This window comes from Nocardia neocaledoniensis, assembly GCF_003182135.1.
Taxonomy (GTDB): Bacteria; Actinomycetota; Actinomycetes; order Mycobacteriales; family Mycobacteriaceae; genus Nocardia; species Nocardia neocaledoniensis.
In genome coordinates this window covers 136,523-149,885 of sequence record NZ_QGTL01000008.1, presented here as the reverse complement: position 1 = coordinate 149,885, position 13,363 = coordinate 136,523, and the positions used below count along the sequence as shown (strand labels likewise).

General features: G+C 70.7%; 15 protein-coding genes. 10 read left to right on the top strand and 5 right to left on the bottom strand.

Features of this window, described 5'->3' with window-relative positions; translation table 11 throughout:
* The first annotated feature begins 27 nt into the window (after positions 1-27).
* Both DFR69_RS21880 and DFR69_RS21875 read left to right on the top strand, forming a co-directional pair.
* Positions 28-423, top strand: a complete 396-nt coding sequence (locus tag DFR69_RS21880) for a YciI family protein (protein ID WP_110039484.1) — start codon at positions 28-30, stop codon at positions 421-423.
* Entirely contained in the window at positions 420-1,634 is a 1,215-nt protein-coding gene (locus DFR69_RS21875; protein WP_244198390.1) for an RNA polymerase sigma factor, read from the top strand. Before DFR69_RS21880 ends, DFR69_RS21875 begins: the two co-directional genes overlap by 4 nt.
* Here the strand turns inward: DFR69_RS21875 and DFR69_RS21870 are convergent.
* Positions 1,592-2,050, bottom strand: coding sequence for a MarR family winged helix-turn-helix transcriptional regulator (locus tag DFR69_RS21870; RefSeq protein ID WP_110039483.1), 459 nt, complete (start codon positions 2,048-2,050; stop codon positions 1,592-1,594). The genes DFR69_RS21875 and DFR69_RS21870 overlap by 43 nt on opposite strands.
* 67 nt (positions 2,051-2,117) lie before the next feature.
* On the opposite strand from DFR69_RS21870, the gene DFR69_RS21865 reads away from it, so the two are divergent.
* The 3 genes from DFR69_RS21865 to DFR69_RS21855 are packed head-to-tail and all read left to right on the top strand — an operon-like array spanning position 2,118 to position 3,500.
* The gene (locus tag DFR69_RS21865; RefSeq protein ID WP_208644030.1) at positions 2,118-2,528 is read left to right on the top strand and encodes a MarR family winged helix-turn-helix transcriptional regulator; all 411 of its coding nucleotides are present in this window, start codon (positions 2,118-2,120) and stop codon (positions 2,526-2,528) included.
* A gap of 25 nt (positions 2,529-2,553) precedes the next feature.
* Positions 2,554-3,030: an NUDIX hydrolase gene (locus DFR69_RS21860; protein ID WP_110039482.1), complete on the top strand. Its 477-nt coding sequence runs from the start codon at positions 2,554-2,556 to the stop codon at positions 3,028-3,030.
* 38 nt (positions 3,031-3,068) lie between these two features.
* Positions 3,069-3,500, top strand: coding sequence for a nitroreductase family deazaflavin-dependent oxidoreductase (locus tag DFR69_RS21855; RefSeq protein ID WP_110039481.1), 432 nt, complete (start codon positions 3,069-3,071; stop codon positions 3,498-3,500).
* Here the strand turns inward: DFR69_RS21855 and DFR69_RS21850 are convergent.
* Positions 3,497-4,444, bottom strand: coding sequence for an AraC family transcriptional regulator (locus DFR69_RS21850; protein WP_110039480.1), 948 nt, complete (start codon positions 4,442-4,444; stop codon positions 3,497-3,499). The genes DFR69_RS21855 and DFR69_RS21850 overlap by 4 nt on opposite strands.
* Before the next feature lie 126 nt (positions 4,445-4,570).
* Between DFR69_RS21850 and DFR69_RS21845 the strand changes: the two genes are divergently transcribed.
* Entirely contained in the window at positions 4,571-5,248 is a 678-nt protein-coding gene (locus DFR69_RS21845; protein WP_110039479.1) for an NAD(P)H oxidoreductase, read from the top strand.
* Between the two features lie 49 nt (positions 5,249-5,297).
* Here the strand turns inward: DFR69_RS21845 and DFR69_RS21840 are convergent, their stop codons facing one another.
* Positions 5,298-6,158, bottom strand: coding sequence for an NAD(P)-binding domain-containing protein (locus DFR69_RS21840; RefSeq protein WP_261774606.1), 861 nt, complete (start codon positions 6,156-6,158; stop codon positions 5,298-5,300).
* Between the two features lie 83 nt (positions 6,159-6,241).
* On the opposite strand from DFR69_RS21840, the gene DFR69_RS21835 reads away from it, so the two are divergent.
* Positions 6,242-6,598, top strand: a complete 357-nt coding sequence (locus DFR69_RS21835) for a winged helix-turn-helix transcriptional regulator (protein ID WP_110039477.1) — start codon at positions 6,242-6,244, stop codon at positions 6,596-6,598.
* 18 nt (positions 6,599-6,616) lie between these two features.
* Here DFR69_RS21835 and DFR69_RS21830 read toward each other — a convergent pair whose 3' ends face one another.
* Together DFR69_RS21830 and DFR69_RS21825 are read right to left on the bottom strand one after the other, a co-directional pair.
* Positions 6,617-7,453, bottom strand: a complete 837-nt coding sequence (locus tag DFR69_RS21830) for a phosphoribosylaminoimidazolesuccinocarboxamide synthase (RefSeq protein ID WP_110039476.1) — start codon at positions 7,451-7,453, stop codon at positions 6,617-6,619.
* A 252-nt stretch (positions 7,454-7,705) separates the two neighbouring features.
* The gene (locus DFR69_RS21825; RefSeq protein ID WP_110039475.1) at positions 7,706-8,662 is read right to left on the bottom strand and encodes a GlxA family transcriptional regulator; all 957 of its coding nucleotides are present in this window, start codon (positions 8,660-8,662) and stop codon (positions 7,706-7,708) included.
* A gap of 70 nt (positions 8,663-8,732) precedes the next feature.
* On the opposite strand from DFR69_RS21825, the gene DFR69_RS21820 reads away from it, so the two are divergent.
* The 3 genes from DFR69_RS21820 to DFR69_RS21810 all read left to right on the top strand — a co-directional run bounded on the left by DFR69_RS21820 (position 8,733) and on the right by DFR69_RS21810 (position 13,363).
* Positions 8,733-9,680 (top strand): NADP-dependent oxidoreductase, encoded by a 948-nt coding sequence (locus DFR69_RS21820; protein WP_110039612.1) that lies wholly within the window; start codon positions 8,733-8,735, stop codon positions 9,678-9,680.
* 307 nt (positions 9,681-9,987) lie between these two features.
* The gene (gene pepN / locus DFR69_RS21815) at positions 9,988-12,579 is read left to right on the top strand and encodes an aminopeptidase N (RefSeq protein WP_110039474.1); all 2,592 of its coding nucleotides are present in this window, start codon (positions 9,988-9,990) and stop codon (positions 12,577-12,579) included.
* A 178-nt stretch (positions 12,580-12,757) separates the two neighbouring features.
* Positions 12,758-13,363: a ClpP family protease gene (locus DFR69_RS21810; RefSeq protein WP_110039473.1), complete on the top strand. Its 606-nt coding sequence runs from the start codon at positions 12,758-12,760 to the stop codon at positions 13,361-13,363.

Below are 13,363 nucleotides of genomic sequence, written 5' to 3'. Positions count from 1 at the left end.
GGGCGCACCGACAACGAGGAGCCACCCATGAAGTACATGCTGGTGAAGACCTACGGCCCGACCGCCCACTGCGACGTCCCGATCCACGAGTGGGCACCCGAGGACATCGCCGCCCACATCGACTTTCAGCGGACGCTGGGTGAACAGCTCGCCGCCGCGGGCGAACTGGTCGACGCCCAGGGGCTGGCCGGTCCCGAGCAGGCGCTGATCGTGTCCTCGGACGGCCGCTCGGCGCCGGTGGTCACCGACGGGCCCTTCCCGGAGACCAAAGAGTTCCTGGCCGGGTACTGGATCGTCGACGTCGACTCCCCCGAGCGTGCGATCGAGATCGCCGCGCAGGCCTCGGCGGCACCCGGCCCCGGTGGCGCGCCCATCGGCGAGTACATCGAGGTCCGTCCGGTCATGAGCGCCCCCACCGAGTGACCGGGACCCTGACCCCCGGCACCGAGGACCTGCTGCGCACGCTGGCGCCCCAGGTCCTCGGTGTGCTGGTCCGCCGGTTCGGCGATTTCGATCTGGCCGAGGACGCGGTGCAGGACGCCCTGCTGGCGGCGGCGACCCAGTGGACCGCCGAGGGTGTGCCGGAGAACCCGCGCGGCTGGCTCATCCAGGTGGCGCAGCGCCGGATGGCCGACGCGGTCCGCGCCGAGGTGGCGCGGCGGCGCAGGGAGACCGCGGTGTTCGTCAGGGACGTGCCCGCCGAGGCGAGCGACCACGACGACACCCTCGACCTGTACTTCCTGTGCTGCCACCCCGACCTGCCCGCCGCGGGCGCGATCGCGCTGACCCTGCGCGCGGTCGGAGGCCTGAGCACCGCCGAGATCGCCGCGGCCTTCCTGGTGCCGGAAGCGACCATGGCGCAACGCATCTCGCGGGCGAAGAAGCGACTTGCCGAGGCGCCGCGGCCGTTCGCCGACGGCGCGCACGACACCGCCCGCCTCGACGCGGTCCTGCGGGTGCTGTACGTGATCTTCACCGAGGGCCACACCAGTACTTCGGGCGCGGGACTGCGCCGCGCCGACCTGTCGGCCGAGGCCCTGCGCCTGACGCGCGCCCTGCACGCCCTGCTGCCCGACGACACGGAGGTGAGCGGCCTGCTCGCGGTGATGCTGCTGTCCGACGCGCGCCGCGCCGCGCGCTCCGGCCCGCACGGCGAGCTGATCCCGCTGCACGAGCAGGACCGCGCCCGCTGGGACCGCGCCCAGATCACCGAGGGCCTGCGCCTGCTCACCGCGACCCTGTCGACGGGATTGACCGGGCCGTACCAGATCCAGGGCGCCATCGCCGGGCTGCACGCCCAGGCCGCCCGCGTCGAGGACACCGACTGGCCGCGAATCCTCGTGCTGTACACCATGCTCGAGCGCCTCACCCCGAACCCGATGGTCACGCTCAATCGCGCGGTGGCGACCGCCATGGTGCACGGGCCCGCGGCGGGACTCGCGGTGGTCGACACCGTCGCCGAGCCGCTGGCGCGCTCACACCGCTTGGCCGCCGTCCGCGGCCACCTGCACGAGATGGCCGGCGAGCAGGCCGCGGCCGTCGCCGAGTATCAGCGCGCCGCGAGCCAGACGGCAAGCACGCCCGAGCGCGACTACCTGCTGCTGCGTGCGGCGCGCGTGCGTGCCGCCGGGTAACCACAGACCGGCGCCGATTCGAGATTCGCGATCATGGTGGCGAGAGTCGCGGTGACCACCGCGAATTCGTCGTCCGAGACGCCGGTGGCCAGGCGATGACGGATGGCCGCCACGGCCTGCCGAGCCCGCTCGTGTGCCGCGTGTCCCTCGGCGGTGACGGCGTACCGGTGACCGTCGCGCACGATCCACCCGCGCTCGATCAGCGCGCCGGTGATCACGGCGACGGAGTCGTCGGTGGTCTCCCAGAACGGGCGCAGGGCATCGACGAGGTCGGCGCCGGAGTCGCCGACGAGCGTGTTCAGCGTCTGCCATTCGCGACGGGACATCCCGGCAGTGTCGATCGCCCGGCCGAAGGTCGCCTCGATGAGCTGATCCAGGCGTTTGACCTGGTAGCCGATCAATCTGCGCTCCGCCATGACTGTACATACCTTTCGACAATTACATGTCCTATGACATGCACATGCTCGACGGTAGCATGTGGCCGTGGACGAGGTCGAGCGGATCGAACGGGCGATGATCGCCATCCGGCGGCGCCAGACCCGGCGCGCCCTGGGGACGGATCAGCCGAGCGGGCAAGCCTTCGACGTGCTCGATGTCGTCGAGGACGCGACGGCGCCGACCGTGTCCACCGTGGCCGCCGCGCTGGCCGTCGATCAGCCGAGGGCGAGCAAGCTCGTCGCCGCCGCTGTCACCGCCGGATTCCTGCGCCGGGAAGCGGACCAGACCGACGGCCGCCGTTCCCTGCTGGCGCTCACCGACCGCGGGCGCGAGGTGCTCGCGCACGCGCACCGGCGCCGCCGCACCGCCTTCGACCGGGCCATGACCGATTGGTCCGGCGCGGATCGGGTCACCTTCGCCCGGCTGCTCGACCGCTTCGTCGACGCGCTCGACTGACGGCCGTGCTGGCAGACTCTCTGCCGTGACGGAAGTTTTCAGCGCGGGGGTGCTGGTCTATCGCCGGGGGGCGGCCGGAACCGAGGTGCTGCTCGGGCACATGGGCGGCCCGCTGTGGGTCAAGAAGGACGCCTCGGCGTGGTCGATCCCCAAGGGCCAGTACGTGCTCGGCGAGGAACTGCCGCGCGTGGCGGCCCGGCGCGAGTTCACCGAGGAACTCGGCCTGCCCGTGCCGGACGGCCCGTGGGTCGACCTCGGCGATGTGCGCTACGGCAGCGGCGGCAAACGCAAGAACCTCACCGTGTGGGCGGTCGAGGGCGATCTGGATCCGGACGAGATCGTGCCGGGCACCTTCGAGCTGGAGTGGCCGCCCCGCTCCGGCCGGCTCCGCGAGTTCCCGGAGATCGACCGGGCCGGCTGGTTCGACCTGACCACGGCCTCGGAGAAACTCGGCAAGGGACAGCGCCCCTTCCTCGGCCGCCTCGCCGAGTACCTCGACTGACCCGGGCGCGCGGCCCGGCGCGGGGGTAGATTGCGGACATGCCCACCGATTTCCAGCTCAAGGCCATGAACGGCGTCCACCGTGCCCTGCTCAAGATCACCGGTGGCCGGATCGGCAACCGGATCTTCGGGATGCCGTCCCTCGAACTCACCACCGTCGGCCGCAAATCCGGTGTCCCGCGCCCGGTCATGCTGACCACGCCGATCATCGACGGCGACACCATCGTGGTCGTGGCCTCGCGCGGCGGCGACCCGACCCACCCGGCCTGGTTCCTGAACCTGCGCGACAACCCCGAGGTCGAGGTGTCGCTGGCCCAGGGGCCGCGCAAGCCGATGCTGGCCCACGTCGCCACGGCCGAGGAGCGCGCGGAGCTGTGGCCGCGCGTGGTGGCCGCCTACAAGGGCTACGGCGACTACCAGACCAAGACGACCCGCGAGATTCCGCTCGTCCTGCTCACGCCACGGAATTAGACCAGCGCGGAACGGAATTCGGTCGGGCTGGCGCCGCGCGAGCGCTTGAACGCCGCGCTGAACCCGAACGCGTCGGAATAGCCGACGGTCGTCGCCACCTGCGCGACGCTGCGCGCGGGATCGGCGAGCAGGTCCTCGGCCTCGGCCATCCGCCATTCGGTGAGGTAGGTCAGCGGCGGTTCGCCCATCACCTCGGTGAACCGCCGGGCGAACAGCGCGCGCGAGACCGCCGACTCGGCGGCCAGACCGGCGACCGTCCAGCGCTGGAAGGGCCTGGCGTGGATGGCTTTCAGCGCCGGACCGACCACCGGGTCGGCCATCCCCCGATACCAGTTCGGTGCGCACTCGGCGTCCTGGGCGAGCCAATCGCGCAGGGTGCAGACCAGCGCCCAGTCCATCAGCCGGTCCATCAGTGCCTGCGACCCCGCGCTGAGCCGCACCGCGTCGGCGGCGGACTGCTCGAGCCATTCGCACACCTCGGTGCCGCCACCGACCACCATCACCGCCGGGAGCGCGCGCAGCAGCCGCTCGTGGCGCCGGTCGGACGCGCGATAGGCGCCGACGACCAGCGAAGCCTGTTCCGCCGCCGGGTCTTCCGTGACATCATCGACCAATTCCGGTGTGGCGCATTGGAGATCGGCCTCGCCGAAGCCGTCGGGCAGGAAGCAGGACAACTCGTATTCGACGGCGGGCCTGCTCGAATCGCCGGTGACATCGGTGAGTTCGAAGGGCTGGTCGGCCTGTACGAGCGCGGTGTCACCCGCGACGAGCCGGGTCCGCGACCCGTCGGCCAGCACCAGGGTGCCGCCACCACGGATGACGCTCATCATGATCAGGGGCGCGCGGTCGGCGAAGCGGATGGTCCACGGTGCGCGCAGGACGGCGTGGGCCACGACCGAGCCGTCGGCACGGACGCCGTTCAACAGGGAACTCAGCGGATCCATGTCACCATCGTAGACGATCTCCTATCAAGAGAAGATGATCGTCCATAGACCGTCCACCCGTTCGCGCGGTTGACTGGATCGTGCGGGACGAAGGGTCCCGCGTCGCCACCGATCAGGGAGCCCACCGTGCCGCACGAAACCGCCACCCGCACAGCGCTCGTCGTCCTCGCCCACCATCGCGCCGATTCCCTGTCCGCCCATCTCGCGCGCCGGGCCGTGGCCCGGCTCACCGCCGCGGGATACACCGTCGACCTGCTCGACCTGCACGCCGAGAACTTCGACCCCAGAATGACCGTCGCCGACCAGCCCGACTGGGGCGATCGCGAGAAGCGCTACTCCGACGAGACCGAGGCGCACATGCGCCGGATCCTCGACGCCGACGTCCTCGTCGCGGTGTTCCCGATCTACTGGATGAGCGTGCCGGCGATCATGAAGGGCTGGATCGACCGGGTCTGGAACTACGGTTTCGCTTACGGCCGCAGCAAGCCCCGGCTGGCGGGCAAGCGCATCCTGTGGCTCGGCCTGGCCGGCGCGACCGCGGACGACGCGATCGTCCCCGGCATGGAGCAGGTGCTCGCGACACAGCTCAGCGAGGGACTGGCCTACTACTCCGGGTTCGCCGATTCCCGCGTCCGGGTGCTGCCCGATGCCGAGGAGCAGCCGCAGACCCTCGACGCGCACGGCAATTTCCAGGTGGGCGAGGCCATCGCCGGGGCGGCGCGCGAGGCACACTACGCCGCGTTCGTGGCGACCGCCGAGGGCCATGTCGACGAGTTCCTCGCCGCCGAACTGGTCGAAGCCTGAACCCGCACGCGCGCGGTGGCTCTCCCGGGCCATCGCGCGTCCGCGCGTCTCACAGCCCGGTCAGCGTCCGGCGCAGCACTCCGAAAAGCTCGGTGGGATTGCCGGATTCGACGGCCGCCTTGTCGATCAGGTCGATGGCGGCGGCGGTGAACTCGTCGCTCTGCACCTGCGTGAAGTCCTCCGGCATATCGATGCCGACGGCGTCCGCGGCCAACAAGGTCGCCATGGCCTGGAGGAAGGGAGTCATCAATTCGGCCAGCCGGGCCGCCGAGCCGCCCACGCTGCGGACCATCAGTCCACCCTGCTGGAAGGCCGCGAACATCGCGTACATGCCGCCCAGGATCGAGACGTCGTACATGGCCGCCGCACCGAGGTCGGCGCCGACGAATTCGGGCTTGCCGAACAGCTCCAGCACCTGCCGGTACCGCTCGAACTCCGCCTGCGCGCCGCTGTAGAGCACGAACGCGCCCGGCGTCCCGATCATCGCGGGCACGGCCATGATGCCGCCGTCGATCAGCGCGATGTCGTGCTCGGCCGCCCAGCGGCCCAGCCCGCGCGCCTGCTCCGGTGTGGTGGTGGTCAGGTTCACCACGGTGCGGCCGCTCAGGCGCGCCGCCGCGGGCTCGACGTGTTCGCGCACCGAGGCGTCGTCGAGCAGGCACAGGATCACCAGGTCGGACGCGGTCAGCGCCTCCTCGGCGGTCGCGGCGGCCACGGCGCCCGCGTCCGCCAGCGCCTCGGCCTTGGCGGCGGTGCGATTCCACACCGTCACCTGATGGCCGCCCGCGAGCAGCGCCTTCGCCAGCGCGGTACCCATCGCGCCGAGACCGAGCACCGAAACCCGCTGTGCCGTCGCAGAGTTGGTCATGTTTCCCCTTGGTTCGAAGCTCCCGTCGCCGGTCGGCGACACACTCCTAGATTCGCCGGTAGCGCTACACTGCACAAGAACCGACAATAAAGTCGGATACTCACCAAAAAGTAAGTAAGGCGAACATGAGGCAGCGAGAGCGTCCGTATTCCTGCGGTATCGATGCCGCGCTCGACGTGGTCGGCGGCAAATGGAAGGCGCTGATCCTGTGGGCCCTCTCCACCGGCACCCAGCGCTTCGGCGACCTGAAACGGCTGGTGCCCGGCGTCACCGAGAAGATGCTGATCCAGCAGTTGCGCGAGCTCGAGCACGACGGGATCATCCACCGCGAGGTCTATCCGCAGGTGCCACCGAAGGTGGAGTACTCACTCACCGAGCTGGGCGTCTCGCTCAACGCCGCGCTGACCACGCTCGGCCAGTGGGGAAATCAGCACATGGACCACATCTGCGCGGTCAAAGACGTTCCCGCGCCCGTCCACTGAGGGGCGCGGGAACGGGCCTCACGCCTGGATGCCGGACCAGGTGTTGCCGGTGATGCGCTCGTAGGCCTCTTCGTACTTGCGCCGGGTCGCCTCGACCACGTCGGCGGGGATCTCCGGGCCGGGGTATTCCTTGTTCCAGCCGGTGGAGGTCGACCAGTCACGCACGAACTGCTTGTCGAACGAGCGCTGGGCGCGGCCGGGCTCCCACTCGTCGGCGGGCCAGAAGCGCGAGGAGTCGGAGGTGAGCACCTCGTCGCCGAGGGTGAGAACGTCACCGTCCCAGCCGAATTCGACCTTGGTGTCGGCGACGATGACGCCGGCCTTCGCCGCGTGCTCGGCACCCCGCGAGTAGATGTCGAGGGTGAGCTCGCGCAGCTTCTCGGCGACCTCGCGGCCCTCCTGGTTCACCACGTCGGCGAAGCTGATCGCCTCGTCGTGCCCCTCGGACGCCTTGGTGGACGGGGTGAAGATCGGTTCGGGCAGCTTGTCGCCGTCGCGCAGACCGGGCGGCAGCGCGATGCCCGAGACGGTGCCGGACTGCTGGTACTCCTTGAGACCCGAGCCGGTCAGGTAGCCGCGCGCGATGCATTCGACCTGCACCATCTTCAGCGGCTTGACCCGGATGCCGCGCCCGGCGAACTCGGCGGGCACGTCGGTGGCCGAGACCACGTGGTTCGGGATGCCGGTGAAGTACTCGAACCACCAGTTCGACAGCTGGGTCAGCAGCGCGCCCTTCTCCGGAATCGGCGTCGGCAGCACCACGTCGTAGACCGAGACGCGGTCCGACGCGACGAGCAGCAGGGTGTCGCCGTCCTCGTAGAGGTCACGAACTTTCCCGGCGTGCACATGCTTCAACGTCGAGCCTCCGAATCCTGGATGGGCTTACATACTCGGTATGTGAAGACTGTACCGGCCGCTCCTGGCACCGAATCCGGCCTGGTCACCACGACGCGAGGGCGGTCACATTCTGTCCGGCGCGCTCTCGCCCAGGCGAGGGTTCCACCGCGTGGGCGGTCGCGGACTCATGCCAGGCCCGGCCGCGGTTCCGCCGCGATGGCGCTCGCCCGATGCGCATCCGGACCGGCCGCGGCGACGTCGGGTCGTCGGTCAGGCAGTCGCACGCTCACCATCCGCGAGGCGGAATGTGCGACGGTACGCCAGCGGGGCGACGCCGACCGCAACCTGGAAATGCTGGCGCAGTGAGGCACCGGTGGCGAAGCCGACGCGGCCGGCGATCTGCTCGACCGACAGTTCGCTGGCCTCCAGCAAGTGCCTGGCCCTGGACACCCGTTGCTGAGTGAGCCAGCGACCGGGACTGATTCCCACCTCGTCGACGAAGCGTCGGGCGAAGGTGCGTCTGCTCATCCGCGCGTGCGCGGCCAGTTCGGCCATGGTCAGCGGCAGGTCGAGGTGTCCCAGAGCCCAGTGTCTGGTCGCCGCGGTGCTCGCCACCGCGGGATCGGGGACGGGCTGGTCGATGTACTGCGCCTGCCCGCCGTCGCGCCACGGCGGCACGACACACACGCGCGCCACCTGATTGGCCACCGCGCTGCCGTGATCGGCGCGCACGATGTGCAGGCACAGGTCGATGCCGGAGGCGGCACCCGCCGAGGTGAGCACGTCGCCGTCGTCGACGAACAGCACGTCCGGGTCGAGGGCGATGTGCGGGAACCGGCGCCGGAACGCTTCGGCCAGCCGCCAGTGCGTGGTCGCGGGGCGGCCGTCGAGCAGGCCCGCTGCGGCCAGCACGAACGCGCCGGTGCAGATCGAGACGATGCGGGTGCCGGGCCGGATCATGGCCAGCGCGTCGAGGGTCACCTGGTCGAGCTCGCCTTCGGTCATGGCCGGATCGCACGACGGAATGATGACGGTGTCGGCGGTGGCCAGCAGGTCGGGGCCGTGCGCGACGGTGATCCCGTAGTCGGCGCAGGTGCGCACCGCAGCGCCGTCGGCCGAGCAGGTCAGCACCTCGTACCGATCCGCGAGATTGCCGAAGATCCGTCTCGGGATGCCCAGTTCGAACGGGTACACGCCGTCGAGCGCGAGAACCACCACGCGATGCATGGCACGATCCTATCGGATGATGACATTCATGCCATTTCCCGGACGATCCCTGTGCGGCACCGTGAACGGCATGACCGAAACGATGCGCGCCATCAGTCAGGACACCCTCGGCGGACCCGAGGTCCTGCGCGAAGTCGAACTCCCCCGCCCCGACCCGGGCCCGAGCCAGCTCCTGGTCCGGGTGCGCGCCGCGGGCCTCAACCCCACCGACTGGAAGCACCGCGCCCTGCCCGGATTGTTCCTGCCCGCACCGCCTTTCGTGCTCGGCTGGGATGTCTCCGGGGTGGTCGAGGCCGTCGGGCCCGGCGTCACCCTGTTCGCGCCCGGTGACGAGGTGTTCGGCATGCTGCCGTATCCGCACGGGCACGGGTCGCTGGCGGAGTACGTCGTCGGGCCCGCGCGCGCGTTCGCCCACAAGCCCGCCGGCGTCGATCACATCGTGGCCGGCGCGACGCCGCTGGCCGCGCTCACCGCGTGGCAGGCCCTGGTCGACACCGCGCGGATCGAGGCGGGGCAACGGGTGCTGATCCACGCGGCCGCCGGTGGCGTGGGGCACCTGGCGGTGCAGATCGCGAAGGCACGCGGGGCGTATGTGATCGGTACGGCGAGCGCGGCCAAACACGACCACCTGCGCGCGCTCGGCGCCGACGAGCTCATCGACTACCGGACGGTGGACTTCGCCGACGCGGTGCGCGACGTCGACGTGGTCCTCGACACCCTCGGCCCGGAGAACTGCCGCCGCTCGCTGCCGACGCTGCGGCCCGGCGGCCTGCTGGTGAGCATCCTGGCGCTGCGCGACGCCGAGCTGCCCGCACTGGCCGCCGAGCGGGGCGTCCGCTTCGCGTCGCTGCTCGTCGAGGCCGATCACGAGGGGATGCGCGCGGTGGCGGGTCTGCTCGAATCGGGTGCGCTCAGCCCGACCATCGCCGGGGTGTTCCCGCTGGCGGAGGCGCCGAAGGCGCATGCGCTCGGCGAGACCGACCGCACCCTCGGCAAGCTCGTGATCACCGTCGACTGAGCCGTCGCGCCCGCGCCTGGTCACGTCGTCTCGGTGAGCACCGCGCGCAGGCGCACCTCGGCCCGCTCCGGATCACCCCGCCGGGGCGGGCCGAGGTTGCCGCCGCACGAGGCGCGGCGTCGAGCCGGGCACGCGACGGCCACCGCCGGGCCGTGCCGTCGGCGCCATGGAGCCGGGCCCGCGCGGACACCCGGGGAAACTCGGGAGCGGGTGCCGACGGCAGGTGGCATTGTGGACGCTGACGCGCGCGCCGGTGCGATACCGGCGCGCCGAAGTGTGCCGTGTTCGTCGACGACGAAGGAGATCTATGTCCGCCCCGAATCTCACCCGCGACCAGGCGGTCGAACGCGCGGCCACCGTGGCCGTGCAGAACTACCGGATCGAACTCGACCTCACCGACCAGCCGCGCGGCGCCGGTTCGGAGGTGTCGGACACCTTCGGTTCCACGACCACCGTCACCTTCACCGCCACCCCCGGCGCGAGCACGTACATCGATCTGGTCGCCTCCCGCGTCCGCTCGGCCGTGCTCAACGGCACCCCGCTGGACGTGAGCGGCTACGACGAGTCGACCGGCATCGCGCTGCCGGATCTGGCCGCCACCAACGAGCTCGTCGTCGAGGCCGACTGCGAGTACTCGCACACCGGCGAGGGGCTGCACCGGTTCGTCGACCCGGCCGACGACAAGGTCTACCTGTACTCGCAGTTCGAGACCGCCGACGCCAAGCGCATGTTCGCCTGCTTCGACCAGCCCGACCTCAAGGCCACCTTCGACGTCGTGGCCACCGCGCCCGCCGACTGGCAGGTCGTGTCCAACGGTGCCACCGCCGAGGAGCACAAGATCGGCGCCGTGGTCCGGCACACCTTCGCCACCACGCCGAGGATGAGCACCTACCTGGTCGCGATGATCGCCGGTCCGTACGCGAAATGGACCGACGTGTACCAGGATTCGCACGGCGAGATCCCCCTCGGTCTGTTCTGCCGCGCCTCGCTGGCCGACCACATGGACGCCGAGCGGCTGTTCACCGAGACCAAGCAGGGCTTCGGCTTCTACCACGAGAACTTCGGCGTGCCGTACGCCTTCGGCAAGTACGACCAGCTGTTCGTGCCGGAGTTCAACGCGGGCGCGATGGAGAACGCGGGCGCGGTCACCTTCCTCGAGGACTACGTGTTCCGGTCCAAGGTGACCCGCGCGTCCTACGAGCGCCGCGCCGAGACCGTGCTGCACGAGATGGCGCACATGTGGTTCGGCGACCTGGTCACCATGAAGTGGTGGGACGACCTGTGGCTCAACGAGTCGTTCGCGACCTTCGCCTCGGTGCTGTGCCAGGCCGAGGCCACCGAATACACCAGCGCCTGGACCACCTTCGCCAATGTGGAGAAGTCCTGGGCCTACCGCCAGGATCAGCTGCCCTCGACCCACCCGATCGCCGCCGACATCCCCGATCTGCACGCGGTGGAGGTGAACTTCGACGGCATCACCTACGCCAAGGGCGCGAGCGTGCTCAAGCAGCTGGTCGCCTACGTGGGGCTGCAGCCGTTCCTGGCCGGTCTGCGCGATTACTTCGCCGAACACGCGTACGGCAACGCCACTTTCGACGATCTGCTGGCAGCGCTGGAGAAGGCCTCGGGCCGCGACCTCTCGGATTGGGGCGCGCAGTGGCTCAAGACCACCGGCCTCAACATCCTGCGCCCCGACTTCCTCGTCGCCCCCGACGGCACCTTCTCGAGTTTCGCCGTGGTGCAGGAGGGCGCCGCGCCGGGCGCCGGTGAGCACCGCGTGCACCGGATCGCGGTCGGCGTGTACGACGACGTCGACGGCAAGCTGGTGCGCACCAAGCGCGTCGAGATCGATCTGGACGCCGCCGGGCGCACCGAGGTGCCCGAACTGGTCGGGGTGCCGCGCGGCCAGCTGGTGCTGGTGAACGACGACGATCTCACCTACTGCTCGCTGCGTCTGGACCCCGATTCGCTCGAGGTCGCCGTGCAGCGCATCGGTGACATCGCCGACTCGCTCCCGCGCACGCTCGCCTGGTCGGCGGCCTGGGAGATGACCCGCCAGGCCGAGCTGAAGGCCCGCGATTTCGTCGCGCTGGTGCAGCGCGGGATAGGCACCGAGTCCGAGATCGGCGTGGTGCAGCGGCTGCTCATGCAGGCGGCCACCGCCATCTCCAGCTACGCCGATCCGGTGTGGGCCGAGCAGGAGGGCTGGCCCGGGTTCGCCGACCGGCTGCTGGAACTGGCCCGCGGCGCGGTGCCGGGCTCGGATCATCAGCTCGCCTTCGTCAACGCGCTCACCGGCGCCAAGCTCGAGCCGCGGCACACCGGCGCGCTGGCCCAGCTGCTCGACGGCGATCCGACCGCGGCGGGACTGGCCGGGCTCACCGTGGACACGGATCTGCGCTGGCGCATCGTCACCGCGCTGGCGGCGGCCGGGCAGATCGACGCCGACGGTGTCGACTCCCCGACCATCGACGCCGAGCTCGCCGGTGATCCGACCGCGGCGGGCAAGCGGCAGGCCGCCGCCGCCTCGACCGCGCGGCCGATCGCCGAGGTGAAGGCCGAGGCCTGGCAGACGGTGATGGGTGACGACTCGGTGCCCAACATCACCGCCCGCGCCATCGTCGGCGGCTTCGCCCCGGTGGGTCAGGCCGAGTTGCTGGCGCCGTACGTGGACAAGTACTTCGCCGAGATCCCCGCCGTGTGGGAACGCCGCTCGAGCGAGGTGGCCCAGACCGTGGTCGTCGGCCTGTACCCGCACTGGGCGATCACCGAGGACGCCGTCGCCAAGGCCGACGAGTTCCTCGCCGGTGACCACCCGCCCGCGCTGTACCGCCTGGTCTCGGAGGGTCGCGCCGGGATCGAACGCTCGCTGCGCGCACGGGAATTCGACGCCAAGTAGCCGCGGACCCCGATGGCCCCGATCCCCCCGGATCGGGGCCATCGGCCGCTTCGGCGACGGATGGACCGTGCGGCCCGCGCTGCGGCCATCGGACCGGCTGGCCGCCTGCTGCTGTGAGCGGATCCGCTGACGGCAGCAAAGGGCGCGGAACACGGTGCGGGCGCGGCACCGTGGAGACATGGCACACGACGACAAGACTCCGATGTTCAGCTGGCGGGCGCGCGAGCAGCTGTTCGGCCGCCGGATCCTGGTCCTGGACGGCGCGCTCGACGACGACAACGGCACCCTGCTCATCACCCAGATGCTCACCCTGGCCGCCCAGTCGCCGGAGGCGGCGATCTCGCTGTGGATCCACTCCCCCGGCGGCTCGGTGCCCTCCATGCTCGCCATCCGCGACGTGATGCGGCTGGTCCCGTGCGAGGTGTCCACCCTCGCACTCGGGTTGGCTTGCAGCGCAGGGCAATTCCTGCTGTCCTCGGGCACGCCCGGCCGCCGCTACGCGATGCCGCACGCCCGCATCCTCATGCACCAGGGCTCGGCCGGGATCGGCGGCAGCGCGGTCGAGGTCGAGGTGCAGGCCGACGACCTGCGCTACACCGTCGACACCGTGCTCGGCCTGATCGCCGCCGACACCGGTCAGCCGTTCGAGCGTGTCTACGAGGACTCCCTGCACGATCGCTGGTTCACCGCCGCCCAGGCCCGCGAGTACGGCTTCATCGACCACATCGTCGAGTCGTTCGACCAGGTGATCCCCAACCGCCACCGCATCGGCATCTCGGCGTGA